Raw genomic sequence first — 19,787 nt, 5'->3', positions numbered from 1 at the left:
GTCAAAGTTGTATTTATTATGTTTTATTTTTTTCTTTTTTCTAAAAGGGTTCCACATATTAAATTATCTTTTCAGCACTTGTATTTACTTGCTACAGGCTAAAATATAAAAACTAATAATATCTTTGCAATACTTTATTCCAATCCATTTTGAGAGACTATAAATTACTATTTGCTATTCTGACGGTGGCCATCGTCTGGGGAACTACTTTTATGGGGATACGTGTTGCAGTGGAAAGCATTCCCGGATGGTTTGTAGCGGGCATACGCCAGCTTCTGGCCGCAATTATAATGGGGACAATTCTTATATTCCGGAAAGAAATGAAATGGATTGGCTGGAAAAATTTAAGATATCAGATTATTTTCTCTACCCTAATGCTTGTAGGTGCTAATGGGCTAACTACAGTTGCTGAGGAAAATGTAACAAGCAGTCTTGCATCTCTGATTAGTGCCTGTGCCCCTATTTTGGTTTTTCTGGGAAGTTTGGCTGTAGGATTACAGAAGTTCAGTTTTCGGGCAATGACAGGAATTCTGATTTGTTTCTTTGGGATTATCTTCATTTTCTGGGACGGATTAAAAGATCTGGCCAATCCAAGCTACAGAAATGGTATTATCCTCATGTTTTGTGCCATTTCAGGATGGGCATCAGGAACGATTTTCACTAAAAAAATGAATATACAAAGCGGTAATATCTCATTGAACTTATTTTATCAATTTGCTTTTGCCGGAGTTGTGCAGATTATACTGGCCTTTATATTTTCAGACCATTACAATTTTGGAAACTGGACCTTAAAAAGTATATCGGCTATGATATACCTTGCAGTTTTTGGTTCTGTGACTGCTTTTTTCGCTTTTCACTATGCACTCACCAAAATCACACCGATACAGGTTTCCATACTGGCTTATATCAATACTATTATTGCTATATTTTTAGGATGGTTACTCTTGGACGAAGAAATTTCTGTTAAGTTTATTATAGCAGCATTTCTTATTATCTGCGGTGTATTCATTACGAACTATAAACCAAAATCTGAACGCAGATTGGCATAATATATTAACACCAAGACACAAATTATATTTAATTTCTTTTGATTTCAGGACATAAATTGCTTCGTAATATTAATATATTCGGTATGAGCAAAATAAAAAGAGCACTTGCGTCTAATTCCGCAAGTGCTCTTTTATCATTAATCTGTTGTTTTTTGTGAATCTTCCAGCAGGTTATTGAGTGCTGCCAATTCCTGTATACTTAGATCCCGCCATTTACCAATCGGTAAATCCAGTCTGATATTCATAATACGGATACGTTTCAGCTTTTTCACTTCATACCCCAGAAACTCGCACATTCTCCTAATCTGACGATTAAGTCCCTGTGTAAGAACAATTCTAAATGTAAAATTATCAATCTGCTCTACTTCACATTTCTTAGTAACCGTATCCAGGATAGGTACTCCGTTTCTCATTTTATCCAGAAACTTAGGTGTTATTGGCTGATTTACTCTTACGAGATATTCTTTACCGTGATTATTTCTTGACCTCAGGATTTTATTAACAATATCACCATCCGATGTCAGTAAGATCAATCCTTCACTCGGCTTATCCAGTCGTCCGATCGGAAAAATACGTTTAGGATGGTTGATATAATCAATAATATTATTCTTTTCACGCTTAGTATCGGTTGTACAAACAATACCCACAGGCTTATTGAAAGCTATATAAACATGCTCTTCATCCGTTTTGCGAATAGAAACCCCATCCACAAGGATTTCATCCTCATCCGAGACCTTAGTCCCCATCTCCGGAAGCTTTCCGTTTATTGTGATTCTGCCTTCTTCCAGTAGCTTATCTGCTGCTCTCCTGGAGCAATAACCTACTTCTGACAGGTATTTATTGATACGTGTTTTTTCCAAATCTTTAGTTTTCTGTATTATTCTGCAATTACCTGCACCATTTCTTTTATCTTCACCAGCTTCTCCATCAGTTCCTCACGGGATTCAGCTAATACGTTAATATGCCCCATTTTTCTTCCTGGTTTGGTTTCAGTTTTACCATACAGGTGTATATATGTTTTAGGTAACCTCAGTACTTCCTCCAATCCTGCATATACTACTTTTCCGGAAAAGCCTTCTGCTCCTACCAAATTTAGCATTCCACTAAAGGTAACAGCATCTGTATCTGCTAATGGCAAGTTTTTTACAACTCTGTACATTTGCTCGAACTGGGAGTTAGCATTTCCTTCCTGACTTTGGTGTCCGGAATTGTGCAACCTTGGAGCCGTCTCGTTTACCCAAACCTTAGCTTCTTTATCCAAAAATAATTCTATAGCAAATAATCCCGGAGAATTAATTGCTGCCAAAAATTTATCTGTAATTGCCGAAATCTGGTTTTGTATATCCTCAGTCAGTGTTGTCGGACAAATATTGAAATCCAGCAGATTAAGTTTAGGATCTGCCACCATTTCGGTTACCGGGAAAGTTTTGGTTTCACCATCTTCATTTCTGGCTACAATTACTGCCAGCTCTTTATCGATATCTACCAGACTTTCCAATACAGATGGAGCATCCCACAGCTTTTGAAGATCATCTTCTGTACGGATTACCTGTACTCCTTTTCCGTCATAACCGCCGGTATTCATTTTTTGTACAAAAGGAAGAGGAAAGCTTATTTCCGATTTACTTTGTACTGTCTGAAAATCCGGGCTTGGGATGTTATTTTCTTTGTAAAATTCTTTCTGAAGAATTTTTTGCTGAATGATTTTAATAATTCTTGAATTAGGAACAACTTTTACACCCTGGCTTTCTAATGTTTCCAGAGCATCAGCATTTACATGTTCGATTTCAATAGTTACAACATCTTTATCTTTTCCAAAATCCAGGACTGTCTGATAATCATTGAAATTTCCTTGTGTAAAGTAGGATATATTGTGGCATGGTGCATCGGCTGCCGGATCTAGTGTATAAAATTCGTCATCATATTTCAGAGCACTTTGGATCAACATTCTTCCAAGCTGTCCGCCTCCTAAAATTCCTATTTTCATTATTTACTTTATTAGATTTACTTTTATAATAAGTCGATTGATATTCCTATTTTACAGATTCAGTTTTACCATCCTGAATGCAGCCATCTTTTCTTCGGGTATCTATAATATACTGTATTTTCCAGTCTCCATTTTCTTTAATCATCTGAAAACTGTTTACACCACAATGCGAGAATTTCCCTTGAAAATAAAACTGATAAGGAGTCCATACAGACGCCAAATTTCCATCAATGTGAATGGCCGAAAAAGTGATTCTTTCTTCCAGTGTATTTTTCACAGCTTTTGCTACGGTTCCGGCAAATGCAGGAATTGTTTCCGTTTTTACCTCTCCGTTTTTCATTATAGTCTGTAAAATTGCCTGCTTGGTGAAACTTGATTTAATACCTGCCGAATCGGAGTTCTTCATCGCTGTAAAGAGTTTGTTAATTCCGGCTTTCACAGCTTCGGTTTCTGAAACCTGAGAGAAAAATAAATTAGAACTTAGTCCCAGTATAAGTATGAAGCTGCTGCGCATAATATTACTTAAGTTTAAAATAGCCTAAATGCATTTCATTTTCCTGAACTTCAGCGTTGCTTTTTTCCAGAACAATGCTATACTTTTCTTTCATTTTCTTTGGGAGAATATCGCTAACATTAAAGATATCATCGATATCTACACCATGCTTGTCATCGATATGGCTTACAGCTCCTGCAAATCCCATTTGCTGATAGAACTCGGTTTGCTTCACTCTTTTTACAATTTCGCCCATCGAAGTTCCTACCATCAGGTGTTGCTCATGAAACTCTTCAAAAAAACCCGGCTTGTAACCTCCCAGGTTAATAAAGTATAACTGGTCTTCGGATTTCTGAGTACCTCTTTCCGCAATTTTCACTTCGTAACCATCTGCAAATTTTACTTCCTGATGACAATCGATATGAATTTTAGCTTCTTTCCAGAACTCCTTCATTTCAGGAATAAGCTCATCCAGTGTTTCTGCAATTCCAAAAAATACATCGTGCTGTTCGATATTTCTTCCTTCAGGAGTGGCACCCAGGATTACATAGAATAATTTCATAGCTCTTTCTTTGCAAAAATAGTGAAATATTCTGCTTCCCTGAAAATCAGATTTGATAAAATTCTAACGGTAGCTGATCCGGATCCTGTGTGAAAAAGAATTCTTTACTGGTAAATTCATCAATCCGGATGTCTTCGCATACCAATCCTTTTTTTATTAATTCCTCTCTTTTGGAGTTTATATCTTCTACCGCAAAGGCCAGATGCCGCAAACCACAGGCTTCTGGTCTGGACGGACGCTTAGGTGGATCGGGAAAAGAAAATAATTCTATCACATAGTGATCTCCTATTGCAAGATCCAGTTTATATGATTCTCTTTCTTCACGGTAAACTTCCCGGATAATATTTAGTCCTAAAACGTCTGTATAAAATTTTTTGGAAATCTGATAGTCCGAACAGATAATAGCAATATGATGAATATGCATTTTTAAATTTTTATGATTAATTCTGGTTATTTACGGGAACCACGCCCTACATATATACTACAAATTCAACAAATATTTGACTTAATTAAAAAATTAACACTGATTCATATTCAATATTACGATTAATTTATAATTTTACATGAAACACTTGTAAATCTATATTAAAATTCCCAAACAGGGGAATAAATATTATGACACCCGTCAAAATATAAAAACCAAATTAACATAAAATATATCACTATGAAAAAATTTATTAACCAATTTTCGGCCAGTCTGAAGAATAATATCTTAGTATTCCTGACTTTTCCTTTTGTGTGGACATCGTGTGCACGAGACAATTCACTCTCTTCTGAGAATAGTAATATTTCACCAAATGCTGCAGTAAGAGCAGCGGTAACTGGTACAACAAAAGCGAATATTAAATTATTCAGTTTTACAGAAGTAAATGATACCAATCCTCTTAACAATCTGAATTTCACATTAAAGAATAGTGGAAAACCATTGGTGGATATGGTTGTTTTGTTTTCTGCTAATATCAATTACGATGCTGCTACTGATAAAGTTTTTGTAAGCAATAATCCCAATGTGCAACACCTATTAACCAATCGTGCAAAATACCTAAAACCTTTACAGGACAAAGGCATAAAAGTTATATTGAGTATATTAGGAAATCATGACAGATCGGGCATCGCTAACCTTTCAACAGCACGGGCAAAAGCATTCGCTCAGGAACTTAAGAATACATGCGACCAGTATAACTTAGATGGTGTATTTTTCGATGATGAATATTCTGCATATCAGACTCCACCTCCTTCTGGCTTTGTAACACCGTCCAACAATGCTGCTGCGCGCCTGGCTTACGAAACTAAACAAGCTATGCCAAATAAGTTGGTAACTGTATACGTTTACAGCAGAACATCTTCTTTCCCTACTGCTGTTGATGGTGTAAATGCTGGCAGCTATGTAGACTACGCTATTCATGATTATGGTGGCAGCTACGATTTGGCAAGTAACTATCCGGGGCTTTCAAAGTCAGGCATGGTAATGTCTTCTCAGGAATTTAACCAGGGTAGATATGCAACAGCTCAGGCGTTGAGAAATATCGTGACAAAAGGTTATGGAGGTCATATGATTTTTGCAATGGATCCTAACCGCAGTAATTTTACTTCAGGCCAGCTTCCTGCACTTAAACTTATCGCAAAAGAATTATACGGGGATGAACTGGTATATACCAATACACCATATTCTAAGGACTGGTAAAAGTTCTAACGGTAGTTTATAATAAAACAAACCTGCCTGAAAACTATGGGATGTTTTTTGGTTTCATCCTGTAAGCTTTCGGGCAGGTTTTATTGTTTAATATTATTTAGAGGCAAAAGAACGTCTCTTGTTTTGTACTTCTTAACAAAGGAGCGGACTATCAATGCCAACTTATAGCTATTTGTATTAAGACGCTTAAAGTCCTCTGTTATTCTTTTATTATTTTTCTTGATAATAATTAGCTGCGCATCTCCGGCATATAACCCGGCGGTTTTTATTCTCTTAATATCATTCCAGACAATTAGTTCTCTACCGAAGATTTTCACGCCTTTATCACTCAATGTCAATTCAGGAAATATATAACCTAGAATCAGTTTTATAAGGGCTCCAATAACAAAAATAGCAGCCATAAAAAGCCTTATAGTTAATACATATTTCTGACTTTGTTTATCCAGCATTAGTATAGCAGGAATAACAACTACTGCCACAATCAGAACAAACCAGATTTGAATATTTGTTTTCCTAAATACAGCTTTTTCCGGGAGCTGGTTCATACAGCTGAACCTTAATTTGCGAAGAAGTCTTCTTTGTACTAAAAGTGTTTTCCTTCCTTTTTTATCTGATCCTTGATTTATAAAATTAAATCTAAATTTTAGTGAACATCTTCTTTGTATTAGAAGCTTTTTTCTTCTTTCCCTATCTGGTATTTTATTAGATAACAAATAAGTAGGTCTTATTAATTTAGGCAAAACTTGCTGCCATAGAGTTCAGCATGGATCTTACCACTAGTCTGTGGAAAGGCTTAACAAAGAAAAAGTACAGTCTCCCGAAAAAATTATGATATTGCACACCGGTAGAAATGTAGATTTTATTTTCTGGCTGAGCATAGAGCAAGGATACTTTAAAATCCAGATGCTTATCATCTTCTCCCAGAATAATTTCTTTCTCTCTCTTATCCAGCACTTTAAACAATCCGAATCTTTCACCAACTGCAAAATCAGATTGTTCCGCCTGTTGCATAATTTTACTTTTCTTATCAGATCCTTTCAATCCAAATACTGCAACCAACTTATTGCGCAGTGTAAAAAGTTTTTTAATCCAAGGAATATTGCTTGTAAAGAAAGCTTTTCCTAAATCTTCCGGGCGAATATTCTTTTCCGTTGTCACTTCTTGAAAATAAACGTCAGTATAATCAAATTTTTGCTTGATTAATGCAGAAAAGGCAGGTATAGTTTTCATATTATTTATCTTGTGAATCTTTTTTAATTTTATCAAGATAGCTTTTCTCCAGATTATTAAGGTTTTGGAAATAGTTTTGCTTATCCATAAACAATTGTGGGTTGTACGGCTCTCCTTCTTTGCGTTTTTCATGCAGATCGAACTGGCTCGCATGCGATGCTACCCAAATATCAAAATCCAGTTTTTTCATCGCATTAAAGGTATAAGCATAATCGGACTGAATATTTGGATATGCTGTAACTTCAGAGAATTTATTATCAACAATAATGGAGGGCATATTGGCTATAAGCACTCTGTATTTTCTTTTTCCATCGTTTGTATCAAATACAAAACTACAGGAACCTTTTGTATGTCCAGGATGATGGAGCATCGTAAGTGTTGTATTTCCTAATTTTATTTTATCCAGATTTTTTAACGTACGATCCGGGATAATAGGTTTAAAAGTTGCACCATATTTTCCCATTTCATAATCAGACTGCCCGCCTGTTCTCAGAACATCTGCGTCTGCGGCATCTGCATAAAATTTTGCACCTGTTTCTGTTTTAAAATCCATTAACGCACCTGTATGGTCATAATGAGCCTGTGTGAGAAGCAGAATCTTGATATCTTTATAATTGAATCCTAATTTAGCAATGTTCTCTTTTATTGTAGAAAGAGAGCCTGCTAGTCCTGTATTGATCAGAATATTTCCTTTATCTGTAACGATTAGGTAAGAAGCCAAATCATAAGTTCCTACGTAATACAGGTTACCTGCTATCCTGAATGGTTCATAATTTTGAGACCATTCTTTTGGTGTATTTTCAGGTTCTTTAACAGTCTGAGCATTCCAGCCAAAACATACTAACAGAAAAAGTAAAGTCGTTATTCTTTTCATTGGACAACAATTTTAGAAGCGCATTTCATCTTTCACCACTCCTCCATTCTGAGTAAACGGTAAAAGCTCCTGCTTTATAAATATTTTTATTTTATCACTTTCAATATCGTTCGGGAACAGCAAATGAACATTAGCTCCTGCATCCAGTGTGAAAAATAATGGTAGTCCTGTAATTCTGCGGAATTCCCATATTTTATTGATAACTTCCAGAGTTCCGGTTTTCATTAATATAAAAGCAGGATCACTCATCATCATCAATGCATGAAGCGTAAGCGCTTCGTGCTCGGTAAGTTTTATAAAACCTTCCAGATCTCCGGTTTTCAGAATATCCTTAAGCGTAGCAAAGTTTTCATGTGCTTCCTGAAAACGTCTTTCAGCATATGGATTTGTTTTCATTAGTCCATGTCCTACTGTGGAAGAAACACTTTTCTCTCCTTCGTGGATTAATAATACCCAGTCATTGAAGTTTTTGAAAACAGGGTGAATTTCATCGTTTGGATATTGTACCGCATACAAATCCGAACTTCCTTCTACTTCTTTTGTATTTCCCCATACCACGAGTCCATTGTACAGACTACGGCATGCACTTCCGCTTCCCAGTCTTGCCAAAAACGAGGCTTTTTCCAGTGATACTTCTTCCGATATACTTCCTGAAAAAGCTGCATCCAGCTGCATTAGACATTTTGCTATCGCTCCAAATCCTGAAGCTGAACTTGCAATACCTGAACTATGTGGGAAAGTATTCTCGGTTCTGATTACATATTTACCTTTCAGAATCCATGGTAAATACTGTTCAATATTTTTAAAGTATTTTTCAATTTTCTCTGCAAACTTTTGCTCTTCATTTCCGGCCAAAAATGTTTGTACAGAAAATTCCTCTCCTGCCGAAAATTCCATTGTAGTATTTGTTCTGCAGTGATTAAGTGTATAACTGATACTAGGATTAGCAGGAATCTGATTTTCATATTTCCCCCAGTATTTAATCAATGCTATATTAGAAGGGCAGCTTTCTGTAACAGTCTGACTACTGATATTAAAATTTGTATTTCCTAAAAATTCTTTTTCCATAATTACTTCATTTTAGCTGTACATCTGTTCGATAAGGTCTTTATATTTCTCTGAGACGACCTTTCTTTTAATCTTTAACGTTGGTGTTATCTCACCACTTCCGATTTCAAATTCTGCCGGCATCAGCGTAAATTTCTTTACTTTTTCAAATGACGCCAAAGAAGTCTGAAATTCTTCTATTTTAGCTTTGTACAGCTTATTGATCTCTTCATTTTTTACAATCTCACTCCAGTCGGTAAAAGGAATATTCATTTTACTTAGCTCTCCCTTCAGGAATTCGAAATTTGGTACAATTAAAGCAGAAACAAACTGTCTTCCTTCTGCAATTACCATTACCTGCTGGATATAATTGTTATTGGATAGTATATTTTCTACCTGCTGAGGTGCTATATACTTTCCGTTAGATGTTTTTAATAAATCTTTTATTCTTTCTGTAATCGTAAGATTTCCCTGGTCATCGATATTTCCAGCATCACCTGTTTTAAACCATCCATCTTCTGTAAAGACAGCTTTTGTTTCTTCAGGTTTGTTGAAGTAGCCTTTCATGATACCGCTTCCTCTGGCTTGTATCTCGCTTTCAGCTCCAATTCTTATCTCTACTCCCGGTAATATTTTACCGCAGCTTCCGTATTTGTATTTTGTAAAAGGGAAAAGCGAAAGCGTTGCCGTAGTCTCTGTAAGGCCATAACCTACTGTAAGATGAAGTCCTAAGGCATCGAAAAATTCTGTAACCTCAGGTGAAATAGAAGCTCCACCACAAGGTGTAAACCATAATCTTCCGCCCAATTTTTCTTTCATTTTACTGAATACCAAAAGATCTGCCAGTCCATATTTGGCTTTTAATCCAAAAGGAATTTCTTTTTCGGTTCTTCTTAGTTCTGCATATTGTTTCCCAACACCTACAGCCCAGTTAAAGATTTTTTTCTTTGTCGGAGAACTTTTCTCTACTACATCATGAATACCTGCGTATACTTTTTGGAAAAACCTTGGAACTGTACACATCATCGTCGGTTTTACCTCCGTTAATGCATGGGCAATATTTTTAGGGTCCTCCAGAAAATAAACTTTTGCACCTCCATACAAACTCAGAAGCGACCAGCTTCTTTCAAAAACGTGTGTTAAAGGAAGAAAAGCCAATGAAAGTTCGTCTTCAAAGTTTTTGAATTTGAAAAATTCAAAATGGGCATCAAATTCTTTGCGAAAATTCCCGTGTGTAATCATTACACCTTTTGGTATTCCTGTTGTCCCGGAAGTATAAATAAGTGTAGCTGTATCGTCATCTTCTTTCGAACAGAATTCAGAAACAGAAGACTGGTCCGCAATAAACTCACGAAGAAAAACAGTATTCTCTTTTTTTCCGATTACTTTATTCTTGGCAACAACAATCGTTTTTAAATAATCATTTCGTTGTAACAACTCATAACAAGCATTGTATTGTTCCTGATTACCTGCCAGAATAACTTTAGACTGCGAATCGTTGATAATATATTCGGCTTGTTCCGCATTATTCGTAGAATAAATGGGAACAGTAATAGCACCTATAGATAATATAGCCAGATCAAAAATTATCCATTCAGCCGAGTTTTCTGAATAAATAGCGACTCTGTCATTCTCCTGAACCCCTGCTGCTTTAAGTGCATTAGCTGTTTTAGCGATCATTTCACTAAATTTCTTCCAGCTCAGTTCTTTCCACTGGTTTTCTTTTTTAAAACCAACAGCAGCTTTCAGCGCATGCTTTTCCAGGTTTCGGGTTATAATTGATTGTGCTAAATTCATTCGTTAAGACTTCAATTTTTTGTCTTTAATATAATTATTCAGGTGAAAGTCTATACTTTCGTCAAGCGGGATAAACTGATAACCCAGTTGCTCCTTTATCTTTTTGTTGGATATTTTATTATGTGCCGTTATCGCTTCTATATTGGATTTGTTAAGCATTTTAAGAGTTGGTATAAGGAAGCCCAGCTTTCCGAAAATTCGGGAAAAGTGTAACAAACCATCCGGAATAATCTTAGGAGCAGAAAGCCCTAATTTGCTGCGTACTTTCTCAGAGAAACTCTTATAAGTGCTGGTTTCGCTTATTGTAATAAAGCGTTCTCCAAAAATATTTTTTTCCATTAACTCTATTGCGATATTCGCAACATCTCTGCCATCTACATATGCAGAACTGCCGGAAAATGTATAGGGAGTTACTTCGAAAGAGCTAAATAGCTTACCACTACTTGCCTCCCAATTTCCTGTTCCCAGAATAATTCCCGGGAGTAGAATCACAGTGTTTAGTCCTTCTGCTGAAGCACGCCATACCTCCATTTCCGAAAAATGTTTGGACTTTGCATATGCAGAGTGCTCCAAAGCATGTTTAAAATCGGACTCTTCATCTAATTCTCCACTTTCATTAAATCCGTCTAAAACAGCTATAGAACTTATAAAACAAAATTTATTTACCGAAGAACCTTCACAGGCATAAAGCAAGTTTTTGGTACCATCAATATTGGTATGGTACAGCTCTTTTCTGAACTTAGGATTAAAGCTGACTCTTGCGGCACAGTGATATACCTCTGTAACGCCTTCTAATGCATGTTGCAAAGAATCTGCATCGTCAAAATCAGTATCAACCCACTGGATTTTATTAAAATATTCTTCTGCCTTATCTGTATAGGCATACCAGGAATGTTTCACATCGTTTATATTACTCGACGGACGCTTTGTAGCCTTTACACTGAATCCTTTTTCTAAAAGTTTCAGCACAATGACTCTTCCTAATATTCCTGTTGCTCCGGTAACTAAAACCATGTTATTGTGTTAAAAATTCTTTTACTTCCGCATTAAAGTCTTTCGGGTTTTCTGCTTGTACCCAATGTCCGGCATTTGCGATTTTTTTGACTTCAGAATCCGGAAACTGCTGTCTGATCAGGAGTCCGTCCTGTGGCAATATATAATTGGAGTTTGCTCCTGCCAAGAATAAAACAGGTCCGTTATAAACTCCATACTTTACAGCATTAGTTACGAAAGTAGTGTACTTATCCGTAAGTACCGGAAGGTTAAACCTCCAGTTTAGTTTTTTATCTTCTGTCCAATACAGGTTTTTCAGAAGGAATTGGATAACACCAATCTCCGGAATATATTTTTTCAGTTCTTCTTCTACCTCTTGTCTGCTGGTTACCTGAGTCAAATCTACACTATTAAGTGCTTTAAAAATCCCCTGATGATGTGGCGGGTATGCTTTTGGTGCCATATCAGCTACTATAAGCTTTTCTACTTTTTCGGGATTGGTGATTGCATATTGCATCACTACTTTCCCTCCCAAAGAATGACCCAACAGATACACTTTTTCCATTCCGTAATGATCCATATAAGCCTGGATATCGTTCACCATTGCATCTATGGTCATCTCATCGGAATGGAAGCTTTTTCCATGATTACGAAGATCGATAAGGTGTACCGGCATTAATTCGCCAAATTCACGTCCGAAAGACCCCCAATTGTCCAGCATTCCAAATAAACCATGAAACACCAATAATGGTGTTCCGGTTTTATCTTGTCCGTATATTTTTGAATGTAAAATTTCCACTTCTTTAATTTTAAATAATAAAATTTAAATTCTCAACATTATTCTAACCTTCAGTATTCCAAACCTACCACTGTGCTATGCGCTTCAGGTAAGACTGAATAGTATTTTCCAGACCCAAATATAAGGCTTCAGAAATTAGTGCATGCCCAATAGAAACTTCCAGTAAATTAGGAATCTTATCTGCAAAATATTTCAGATTATCCAAGCTAAGATCGTGTCCGGCATTGATGCCTAAGCCAAATTCTGTTGCTTTTAGTGCTGTTTCATAGTAAGACTTTATAGCGGCCTCTTTATCTTTTGGATAATTTGTAGCATAAGCCTCAGTGTACAACTCTATTCTGTCTGTTCCTGTTTTAGCAGCATATTCTACCATCGCAGGATCCGGGTCTAAAAAAATAGAAGTTCTGATACCTGCATTTTTAAATTCCGCAATAATATCAGTTAGTTTATCCAGATGAGTTTTACAATCCCATCCCGCATTAGAGGTTATTGCATCATCTGCATCCGGTACCAATGTTACCTGCTCTGGCTTCACGTCCAGTACCATATCTATAAATGAGCGGTGTGGATTTCCTTCTATATTAAATTCTGTGGTTACCAAAGGTTTAAGATCATAAACATCTTTTCTGGTAATATGTCTTTCATCCGGTCTCGGATGTATTGTTATTCCCTGTGCTCCAAATTTTTGTGCATCAACAGCTATTTGTGTTACACTCGGTACATCACCCCCTCTCGCATTTCGCAATGTTGCTATTTTATTAATATTGACGCTTAATTTAGTCATGTTCTTTTATTGTATGTAATTTACTTTCTTAAACTTTGTTCACCTGTATTACTTCCAGACCGAAGTCGTGTGTAGCAACTAACAAATGATCGAAAATATCGGATTGTACTCTTTCGTAATCTTCGAGATTAGAGTAAATGGTGAAACAGTATATTTCTAATGGCATTCCCTGTGGTGTAATTTCCAGCTGGCGTACCAATATAATCTCTTTCTGTTCTATGTTGGGATTGTTACGCAGATAATTTTCAGCATATTTTCTGAAAACTCCGATATTGGTTAGCTGCTGACCATTCAGCATATTATCTGCATTATGAAGATCCAGCTTTTCGGAATCAATCTCATTCTTTTTAGTAATGATATAATCCGAGATCAAATTTACTTTTTCCAGCCTTTCATAATCTTCTTTGGTCAAAAACTGGAAAGATTTAATATTGAAAATCATGGAACGCTTTATCCTTCTCAGATTACCTTCAGTCATTACCTGATAATTCCGGATTTCCGTGGACATCAGATCGTAGGTAGGAATTGTAGATACTGTTTTATCAAAATTTACAATTTTGGTAGTCAACAGGCTAATATCTGTAATATTCCCTTCAATATTATATTTTGGAATTCCTATCCAGTCACCTACTTTCAGATTTTTGGATGTAGCGACATGAATCCCGGTAACAAACCCCAAAATAGTATCCCGGAAAACCAATACCATCACGGCAGTTATGGCTCCTAAACTTCCCAGAATAGTACCACTATTGATTTTGAAAACAATCTTGATGGCAATAAAAAACAGAATCACACCACCAAAGATTTTAAGCGTCTGGGATACTGCTTTGAAAGCAATAAGCTTATAATTTTCTTTAATCAGAATATAGTAAATCTCTACAGATTTATACAAACGAAGTCCCGCACTACCGATTACAATTAACTGTCCTATCTGAACAATTACATCCAATATAGATTTGGTAGCCGGATGCATATTCTTATAGAAAATAGAATCCAGTGCAAAACTGCATAAACCTAATGCAATAACATGTGCCATAGCACGGGGAAACTTTGACTGATAAAGTGCTTCTACAAACGGATACTTATCTTTCTTTATAATCTTATAGAGAAAGTTGAAGAAAAGTCTTATCCCCAGGTCTACAATAAAGTAAAATGCAAGAAGAACTAAAATCTTACTGGTGACCTGAAATATCCACGCAATACTGCCATCAAAGTACTTTGCAAAGAATACATTAATGTCATAACTGATTTGCTGTAGAAAATCTCTTGTTTCCTGTAAATCATTATTCATGTAGCGGGATGTAAATTTCGTTTAATACACAAAATTAACAATTTATTCTTCACTTTCTTTAAATTCCTTACATTTAAACCAGATATTTACAATATGGAAGAGGGGCTTGTAACGCTTGTTTGCATTATTTTACTGATCATAGGAATATTGGGTACATTCCTGCCGGTATTACCCGGACTTATTGTTAGTTATGCCGGACTTCTGATTTATAAATTCGGCACCAATTCTGATATGTCCATGGGATATATCTGGATTTTCGGGATACTAACCCTTCTATCTGCTATACTGAACTATGTCATTCCTGCCAAAACCAACAAAAAATATGGCGGTACCCGCTGGGGAAGCATTGGCTCATTTATTGGCACTATATTGGGTATGTTTTTTATACCGGTAATATTCGGATTTTTAATAGGAATGCTAATCGGTGTTTTTGTTGGTGAATTACTCCACGATCGTAAAGATCATAAAAAAGCATGGAACTCTACTAAAGGAGCTTTAATCGGTTTTCTTTACGGAACCGGGTTTAATTTTGTAGTAGGCTGCGCTATGCTTATTGTAGTAATAATTGATTTATTTTAAACAAACCAAATTACATTATATGAAAGCTTATCTTTTCACCGCTTTATTAGGGCTAAGTGCTTTGTCATCCTGTAAAGCAACATCTAATACCAGTTATATAGAAGGGCCGGTTATCACTCTGAAAATGGGTGAGGAAAAATCTCTGCAAAAGGAGAAATTAAAAATAAAATTTGTGGACGTTCCGGAAGATTCCCGATGTCCTATGAATGCCAGATGCATATGGATTGGTAATGCCAGAATAAAGCTGAAGGTAAATAATCAGACTCTTATACTGGACACTCAGGATATGCCGGACAGAAAATATGCAAAAACTCAGATTTTGGGTGGATATCGGTATACTCTGGAAAGCATTCAGCCGGATAGAGTTACCAATATTGAACTTAAAAAGAGCGATTACAGCATTAGTGTAAGAGTTGAAAAAGTTTCGAAAACAAACTAACAATATAAATGTCATCCCGACCAGATATTAATAGCCTTCTCAAAGATGAAAATCTGTTTGAGAAGGCTATTATTCTAAATAGAAATGAGTACCTGAAAGAGTCAGGCAGCACCGACACCAATATTTATTTCATACGGGAAGGCAGCGTAAGAATCTTTATCTCCGACGATGCTGAAGAACGCAATATTCGTTTTGGTTATTCTGGAAATATTATTGTTTCCCTCGATTCTTTTTTAAGCAATAAACCTTCACCACTCTATATTCAGGCTCTAAAAAAAACTACAATCCTTGTTGCTTCCAAAGGCTCTTTTATGCAAATAATGAATAAAGATCCGCAACACCTTCAACTATGGAATAGTATTCTGGAAGATTTAAATCTGCAGCAGTTCGAAAGAGAAATAGATCTTCTCACCCAATCACCACGCGAGCGCTACTATCGCCTGCTAAAAAGAAGTCCTCAGGTTTTCCAACAGATTCCGAATAAGCATATTGCCAATTACTTGCGTATGACTCCGGAGACGCTCTCCCGCATTAAAAAATCTTGATCTCAATCAAGGGTTTAAAAGAACCAATTGCTGAATTTTGCTAAAAGTATCAAAGCCCATGTAGGACTATTCTTTTCTATATACTGCCATTATATCAATTAAAACAATGGCACAATTTAGTTTAGAATATTAATCCTTTTTTAAAGACACGAAGGGAAAATCATAATTTTTATCGTAAGATAAAATCTTTGTGCCTTAATAGTATGTTTATTTTGTGGCTTTGGGTTAATCTAAAATCGTATTAAAAAAATAAGAAATGAAAATTCAGTTTGATCAGTTTTACAATGAATTAACCACACTCGTACAATCGCATATACAGATTATAGAAAAACTGAAATCGAAAGCAGAAATGAAGCTAAATCAGAAAACTTCTGCTGAAAGTTGGAGTGCCTTGGAGTGTATTGAACATCTTAACCGCTATGGAAATTTCTATTTACCGGAAATTGAAAATAGAATAAAAAACTCTTCTTATCTTTCTGAAAACACGTTCAAAAGCGGAATATTAGGTAACTATTTCACCAACCTTATAAAGCCCAAGGAGAAGCTTAATAAAATGAAATCTCCTAAAAATATGAATCCATTGGGCAGTAAACTGGATAGCTTTATTCTGGATACTTTTCTTAAGCAACTTCATCAAACATTAATGTTGTTGGAGGAATCAAAAGCAGTAAGCTTAAACAAAACGAAGGTTTCTATCAGTATCTACAAACATTTAAAATTAAAACTGGGTGATACTTTTCGCTTTTTTATTTACCACAACGAAAGACATCTTCAGCAAGCGATAAAAGCTACCAGCGAAATTATAATGTAAATACTTATCAATGAAAACGTTTTCGCTATAGTTTTCATTAAAAACGAGTATCAAGTTTCTTTTTAATTATTTTTACTTTAAACTAATTAATCATGAAATATATTACTCCTATTGTATTTACATTGTTAATGTCTTTTAGCTGTGTAAATGCACAACAAAGCTTTGACGCAATTGCTTCTGTTTCTCATCCACGGTTATTTATGCAAAAGGATGAAGAAAAAACATTAATCAACGCTATTACTCACAATTCCGATTTAAAAAAGGTAGATTTTGCCCTGAAAAAATCCGGAAATTCAATAATAAATCTTCCCCTTCTGGAGCACAAAAAAATAGGAAAAAGACTGTTACATATTTCCAGAGAAGCATTGAGAAGGGTTTTTGTTCTTTCTTATTTATACCGTACAACTAAAGAACAAAAATATTTTGATGCTGCTGAAAAAGAGTTGTTACAATTGTCATCGTTTACAGATTGGAATCCTATTCATTTTCTGGATGTAGCAGAAATGACACTCGCTGTATCTATAGGCTACGATTGGCTGTATGATAAATTATCGGACACCTCGCGTGAGAAAATCAGAACTGCAATTATTGAAAAAGGATTAAAGCCTTCACTGGATAAAAAATATAACAGTTGGTTAAAAGTACAAAACAATTGGAATCAGGTCTGCAATGCCGGAGTTTCTTTAGGTGCTATGGCTGTATATGAAAATGATCCGGCAATGGCTTCTCAAATTATTTCAAGGGCAATAGAATCTATCAAAGTCCCTATGAAAAGATATGAACCTAACGGAACTTATCCCGAAGGTTATTCTTATTGGGCTTACGGAACAACCTACAATGTTATATTTCTGGATGTGCTGAAAAAATTAACCAAAAGTGATTATGGCTTAGGACATGCCCCTGGCTTTACAGCTACAGCAGAATATTTCCAGCATTTGATGGGTACATCCGGACTATCTTTTAATTATTCCGATAGCATGTCGTCTCCGGAAATGAGCTCCGCAACTTTCTGGTTCGCTAAAAATCTTAATAATCCGTCACTGGTATGGAACGATCTTCAATACATAAGAAATTCCGATAAAGCTAAACAACTTACTTCTGATCGTTTTCTTCCTCTGATTCCTATATGGGGGAAAGATATACAAAAATTATCACCTCAGCGTCCGGAAAAATTATTCTGGTCTGGAGAGGGTGATAATCCTGTAGCTATGATGCGCAGCAGCTGGACAAATCCTAAGGCTTTATTTCTGGGGTTCAAGCTGGGATCTCCAAGTGTTGAACATGGACATATGGATGTAGGTTCTTTTGTCTTTGATTCCGATGGCGTAAGATGGGCAATGGATTTTGGACAACAAGAGTATGAATCCCTTGAATCTAAAAACATTGATCTCTGGAGTTATGGGCAGAACGCACAGCGTTGGACAGTCTTCCGTTACAACAGTCTGTCTCATAACATGCTTACGTTTGACAACGATCAACAATATTCAAAAGGAAAAGCTACATTTCTGAAAAAAACAGATAATAAAAACTTCAGCTTTGCAACCTCAGATCTTTCTGACCTGTACAAAAACAAAGTCTCTAAGGTTGTCCGAGGTGTTGCTCTCAAGGATCAGGATTATGCACTTATTCAGGACGAAGTTCAGACAGGAAGTGCCTCTACAATAGTACGCTGGAGAATGCTGACTCCTGCTGATGCAGAAATTATTTCTCCAACTGAAATTTTATTAAAAAAAGACAATAAGAAATTACTCTTAAAGATTAATTCTGCCACTCCTGTCACACTTAAAACATGGAGCACAGCTCCGACAAATTCTTATGATGCCCCTAATCCGGGAACTGTACTCGTGGGATTTGAAGCCGAGTTGCCTGCTAATACCAAAAGCATATTTGCCGTACAACTAATTCCGAAAGGTAAAATGAAAAAACGCTTCGAAGCGAAAGTACAACCTTTGGAAGAGTGGAAATAAAGCATCGTTATAACTAAGGATCATTAAGTTATATAAAAAATAATTCATCTCTTCTAAAACCAAAGTCTTTCTTAAAAAGTATTATAATAATACTTTTTTGTGCTAATTTTGCATTAATGAATGAAAAAAATCTTTACATTATTGCTGGTTGTAACGGAGCTGGAAAGACAACGGCTTCTTTTACAATTTTACCTGAAATACTAGACTGTAAAGAGTTTGTAAATGCTGATGAAATTGCTAGAGGGCTTTCTCCTTTTCAACCAGAAAAAGTAGCTTTTGAAGCTGGGAGGATAATGCTTAACAGGATTGATGAATTATTTAAAAATCAGGAAACTTTTGCATTTGAAACAACCTTGGCAACGAAAACTTACAAACAAAAAATTGAGTATGCAAAAGAAAACAATTATAATACGACCTTGCTTTTCTTTTGGCTTGAAAGTTCAGAACTAGCAAAGGAACGTGTAAGGATAAGAGTTAATGAAGGTGGCCATAATATTCCTAAAGATGTCATTGAAAGAAGATATCTGAACGGAATTAAGAATTTGTTTGATATTTATTTAGAAATTGTTGATCAAATTCTAATTTTTGACAACTCAGAAGGAAAGCATATTTTAATTGCTGAAAAGTCTTATGATGAAGATATTATCATTTATGATTTAGAAAAGTTTAATAATTTAAAAACTTATTATGACAAAAGAAGCTAAAAACGAAAGAAAAACTAAAATACTACAGGGACTTGAAAAAGCATACGAAAGGATGCTTAAATTCAAAAGAGAAAAGAACAGCGAAATTGTAGTTATTCGTGAAAACAAAATCGTAAGAATAAAACCATAATTTGTTTTCCAAA

Annotated in this window: 23 protein-coding genes; 9 read left to right on the top strand and 14 right to left on the bottom strand. The window is 35.7% G+C overall.

What is annotated here, in order from left to right:
* Positions 1-149 precede the first annotated feature (149 nt).
* Positions 150-1,049 carry a DMT family transporter gene (locus BAZ10_RS05240; RefSeq protein ID WP_078771166.1) on the top strand — a complete coding sequence of 300 codons (900 nt, stop codon included), beginning with the start codon at positions 150-152 and terminating at the stop codon, positions 1,047-1,049.
* A gap of 137 nt (positions 1,050-1,186) precedes the next feature.
* Here BAZ10_RS05240 and rluF read toward each other — a convergent pair whose 3' ends face one another.
* The 5 genes from rluF to gloA2 are packed head-to-tail and all read right to left on the bottom strand — an operon-like array spanning position 1,187 to position 4,515.
* A complete protein-coding gene (rluF, locus tag BAZ10_RS05235) occupies positions 1,187-1,909 on the bottom strand; it encodes a 23S rRNA pseudouridine(2604) synthase RluF (protein WP_078771165.1) in 723 nt (240 codons plus the stop codon).
* A 17-nt stretch (positions 1,910-1,926) separates the two neighbouring features.
* Positions 1,927-3,036 (bottom strand): 5-(carboxyamino)imidazole ribonucleotide synthase, encoded by a 1,110-nt coding sequence (locus BAZ10_RS05230; protein WP_078771164.1) that lies wholly within the window; start codon positions 3,034-3,036, stop codon positions 1,927-1,929.
* 46 nt (positions 3,037-3,082) lie between these two features.
* Positions 3,083-3,550: a nuclear transport factor 2 family protein gene (locus BAZ10_RS05225; RefSeq protein WP_078771163.1), complete on the bottom strand. Its 468-nt coding sequence runs from the start codon at positions 3,548-3,550 to the stop codon at positions 3,083-3,085.
* A gap of 4 nt (positions 3,551-3,554) precedes the next feature.
* Positions 3,555-4,091 carry a DUF1543 domain-containing protein gene (locus tag BAZ10_RS05220; RefSeq protein WP_078771162.1) on the bottom strand — a complete coding sequence of 179 codons (537 nt, stop codon included), beginning with the start codon at positions 4,089-4,091 and terminating at the stop codon, positions 3,555-3,557.
* Positions 4,092-4,137: 46 nt separating this feature from the next.
* Positions 4,138-4,515, bottom strand: a complete 378-nt coding sequence (gene gloA2, locus BAZ10_RS05215; RefSeq protein WP_078771161.1) for an SMU1112c/YaeR family gloxylase I-like metalloprotein — start codon at positions 4,513-4,515, stop codon at positions 4,138-4,140.
* Between the two features lie 240 nt (positions 4,516-4,755).
* On the opposite strand from gloA2, the gene endOF1 reads away from it, so the two are divergent.
* Positions 4,756-5,775 (top strand): endo-beta-N-acetylglucosaminidase F1, encoded by a 1,020-nt coding sequence (gene endOF1 / locus BAZ10_RS05210; protein WP_078771160.1) that lies wholly within the window; start codon positions 4,756-4,758, stop codon positions 5,773-5,775.
* A gap of 89 nt (positions 5,776-5,864) precedes the next feature.
* On the opposite strand, the gene BAZ10_RS05205 is transcribed toward endOF1, so the two are convergent.
* The 9 genes from BAZ10_RS05205 to BAZ10_RS05165 form a co-directional block, all read right to left on the bottom strand.
* Positions 5,865-6,329: an ABC transporter gene (locus tag BAZ10_RS05205; protein WP_245803759.1), complete on the bottom strand. Its 465-nt coding sequence runs from the start codon at positions 6,327-6,329 to the stop codon at positions 5,865-5,867.
* A 187-nt stretch (positions 6,330-6,516) separates the two neighbouring features.
* A complete protein-coding gene (locus tag BAZ10_RS05200; protein WP_078771291.1) occupies positions 6,517-7,014 on the bottom strand; it encodes a DUF2867 domain-containing protein in 498 nt (165 codons plus the stop codon).
* 1 nt (position 7,015) lies between these two features.
* Complete coding sequence (gene blaGOB / locus BAZ10_RS05195) at positions 7,016-7,888, bottom strand: GOB family subclass B3 metallo-beta-lactamase (protein WP_078771159.1); 873 nt, start codon at positions 7,886-7,888, stop codon at positions 7,016-7,018.
* A gap of 12 nt (positions 7,889-7,900) precedes the next feature.
* Positions 7,901-8,956, bottom strand: a complete 1,056-nt coding sequence (locus BAZ10_RS05190; protein WP_078771158.1) for a diphosphomevalonate/mevalonate 3,5-bisphosphate decarboxylase family protein — start codon at positions 8,954-8,956, stop codon at positions 7,901-7,903.
* 12 nt (positions 8,957-8,968) lie between these two features.
* The gene (locus BAZ10_RS05185) at positions 8,969-10,732 is read right to left on the bottom strand and encodes an AMP-dependent synthetase/ligase (RefSeq protein WP_078771157.1); all 1,764 of its coding nucleotides are present in this window, start codon (positions 10,730-10,732) and stop codon (positions 8,969-8,971) included.
* Positions 10,733-10,735: 3 nt separating this feature from the next.
* On the bottom strand, positions 10,736-11,746 hold the full coding sequence (locus BAZ10_RS05180; protein WP_059323089.1) for an SDR family oxidoreductase: 1,011 nt from the start codon (positions 11,744-11,746) through the stop codon (positions 10,736-10,738).
* Position 11,747: 1 nt separating this feature from the next.
* Positions 11,748-12,524 carry an alpha/beta fold hydrolase gene (locus BAZ10_RS05175; RefSeq protein WP_078771156.1) on the bottom strand — a complete coding sequence of 259 codons (777 nt, stop codon included), beginning with the start codon at positions 12,522-12,524 and terminating at the stop codon, positions 11,748-11,750.
* Between the two features lie 64 nt (positions 12,525-12,588).
* Entirely contained in the window at positions 12,589-13,308 is a 720-nt protein-coding gene (locus BAZ10_RS05170; RefSeq protein WP_078771155.1) for a pyridoxine 5'-phosphate synthase, read from the bottom strand.
* Positions 13,309-13,336: 28 nt separating this feature from the next.
* Positions 13,337-14,599, bottom strand: coding sequence for a mechanosensitive ion channel family protein (locus tag BAZ10_RS05165; RefSeq protein ID WP_078771154.1), 1,263 nt, complete (start codon positions 14,597-14,599; stop codon positions 13,337-13,339).
* 93 nt (positions 14,600-14,692) lie between these two features.
* Between BAZ10_RS05165 and BAZ10_RS05160 the strand changes: the two genes are divergently transcribed.
* The 7 genes from BAZ10_RS05160 to BAZ10_RS19010 all read left to right on the top strand — a co-directional run bounded on the left by BAZ10_RS05160 (position 14,693) and on the right by BAZ10_RS19010 (position 19,774).
* Positions 14,693-15,178: a DUF456 domain-containing protein gene (locus tag BAZ10_RS05160; RefSeq protein WP_024567824.1), complete on the top strand. Its 486-nt coding sequence runs from the start codon at positions 14,693-14,695 to the stop codon at positions 15,176-15,178.
* 19 nt (positions 15,179-15,197) lie between these two features.
* The gene (locus BAZ10_RS05155; RefSeq protein ID WP_078771290.1) at positions 15,198-15,617 is read left to right on the top strand and encodes a hypothetical protein; all 420 of its coding nucleotides are present in this window, start codon (positions 15,198-15,200) and stop codon (positions 15,615-15,617) included.
* Positions 15,618-15,625: 8 nt separating this feature from the next.
* Complete coding sequence (locus BAZ10_RS05150; protein WP_078771153.1) at positions 15,626-16,162, top strand: Crp/Fnr family transcriptional regulator; 537 nt, start codon at positions 15,626-15,628, stop codon at positions 16,160-16,162.
* Positions 16,163-16,418: 256 nt separating this feature from the next.
* Positions 16,419-16,973 carry a DinB family protein gene (locus BAZ10_RS05145; RefSeq protein WP_078771152.1) on the top strand — a complete coding sequence of 185 codons (555 nt, stop codon included), beginning with the start codon at positions 16,419-16,421 and terminating at the stop codon, positions 16,971-16,973.
* Positions 16,974-17,065: 92 nt separating this feature from the next.
* Positions 17,066-18,940, top strand: a complete 1,875-nt coding sequence (locus BAZ10_RS05140) for a heparinase II/III domain-containing protein (protein ID WP_078771151.1) — start codon at positions 17,066-17,068, stop codon at positions 18,938-18,940.
* 116 nt (positions 18,941-19,056) lie between these two features.
* Positions 19,057-19,644 carry a zeta toxin family protein gene (locus BAZ10_RS05135; protein ID WP_078771150.1) on the top strand — a complete coding sequence of 196 codons (588 nt, stop codon included), beginning with the start codon at positions 19,057-19,059 and terminating at the stop codon, positions 19,642-19,644.
* The gene (locus BAZ10_RS19010) at positions 19,628-19,774 is read left to right on the top strand and encodes a hypothetical protein (protein ID WP_165689553.1); all 147 of its coding nucleotides are present in this window, start codon (positions 19,628-19,630) and stop codon (positions 19,772-19,774) included. Before BAZ10_RS05135 ends, BAZ10_RS19010 begins: the two co-directional genes overlap by 17 nt.
* Positions 19,775-19,787 lie beyond the last annotated feature (13 nt).

It is taken from the genome of Elizabethkingia occulta (genome assembly GCF_002023715.1).
GTDB classification, from domain to species: Bacteria; Bacteroidota; Bacteroidia; order Flavobacteriales; family Weeksellaceae; genus Elizabethkingia; species Elizabethkingia occulta.
This window is presented reverse-complemented; position numbering and strand designations above follow the sequence as displayed.

What these genes read in the sequence shown, in the direction of transcription:
- BAZ10_RS05140 (WP_078771151.1), top strand. Translation starts at nt 17,066, where the DNA reads ATGAAATATATTACTCCTATTGTATTTACATTGTTAATGTCTTTTAGC.
- BAZ10_RS05190 (WP_078771158.1), bottom strand. Translation starts at nt 8,956, where the DNA reads ATGGAAAAAGAATTTTTAGGAAATACAAATTTTAATATCAGTAGTCAG.
- BAZ10_RS05145 (WP_078771152.1), top strand. Translation starts at nt 16,419, where the DNA reads ATGAAAATTCAGTTTGATCAGTTTTACAATGAATTAACCACACTCGTA.
- BAZ10_RS05180 (WP_059323089.1), bottom strand. Translation starts at nt 11,746, where the DNA reads ATGGTTTTAGTTACCGGAGCAACAGGAATATTAGGAAGAGTCATTGTG.
- BAZ10_RS05160 (WP_024567824.1), top strand. Translation starts at nt 14,693, where the DNA reads ATGGAAGAGGGGCTTGTAACGCTTGTTTGCATTATTTTACTGATCATA.
- BAZ10_RS05155 (WP_078771290.1), top strand. Translation starts at nt 15,198, where the DNA reads ATGAAAGCTTATCTTTTCACCGCTTTATTAGGGCTAAGTGCTTTGTCA.
- BAZ10_RS05135 (WP_078771150.1), top strand. Translation starts at nt 19,057, where the DNA reads ATGAATGAAAAAAATCTTTACATTATTGCTGGTTGTAACGGAGCTGGA.
- BAZ10_RS05170 (WP_078771155.1), bottom strand. Translation starts at nt 13,308, where the DNA reads ATGACTAAATTAAGCGTCAATATTAATAAAATAGCAACATTGCGAAAT.
- BAZ10_RS05225 (WP_078771163.1), bottom strand. Translation starts at nt 3,550, where the DNA reads ATGCGCAGCAGCTTCATACTTATACTGGGACTAAGTTCTAATTTATTT.
- BAZ10_RS05220 (WP_078771162.1), bottom strand. Translation starts at nt 4,091, where the DNA reads ATGAAATTATTCTATGTAATCCTGGGTGCCACTCCTGAAGGAAGAAAT.
- BAZ10_RS05205 (WP_245803759.1), bottom strand. Translation starts at nt 6,329, where the DNA reads ATGAACCAGCTCCCGGAAAAAGCTGTATTTAGGAAAACAAATATTCAA.
- BAZ10_RS19010 (WP_165689553.1), top strand. Translation starts at nt 19,628, where the DNA reads ATGACAAAAGAAGCTAAAAACGAAAGAAAAACTAAAATACTACAGGGA.
- gloA2 (WP_078771161.1), bottom strand. Translation starts at nt 4,515, where the DNA reads ATGCATATTCATCATATTGCTATTATCTGTTCGGACTATCAGATTTCC.
- BAZ10_RS05185 (WP_078771157.1), bottom strand. Translation starts at nt 10,732, where the DNA reads ATGAATTTAGCACAATCAATTATAACCCGAAACCTGGAAAAGCATGCG.
- BAZ10_RS05150 (WP_078771153.1), top strand. Translation starts at nt 15,626, where the DNA reads ATGTCATCCCGACCAGATATTAATAGCCTTCTCAAAGATGAAAATCTG.
- BAZ10_RS05165 (WP_078771154.1), bottom strand. Translation starts at nt 14,599, where the DNA reads ATGAATAATGATTTACAGGAAACAAGAGATTTTCTACAGCAAATCAGT.
- BAZ10_RS05230 (WP_078771164.1), bottom strand. Translation starts at nt 3,036, where the DNA reads ATGAAAATAGGAATTTTAGGAGGCGGACAGCTTGGAAGAATGTTGATC.
- BAZ10_RS05200 (WP_078771291.1), bottom strand. Translation starts at nt 7,014, where the DNA reads ATGAAAACTATACCTGCCTTTTCTGCATTAATCAAGCAAAAATTTGAT.
- endOF1 (WP_078771160.1), top strand. Translation starts at nt 4,756, where the DNA reads ATGAAAAAATTTATTAACCAATTTTCGGCCAGTCTGAAGAATAATATC.
- blaGOB (WP_078771159.1), bottom strand. Translation starts at nt 7,888, where the DNA reads ATGAAAAGAATAACGACTTTACTTTTTCTGTTAGTATGTTTTGGCTGG.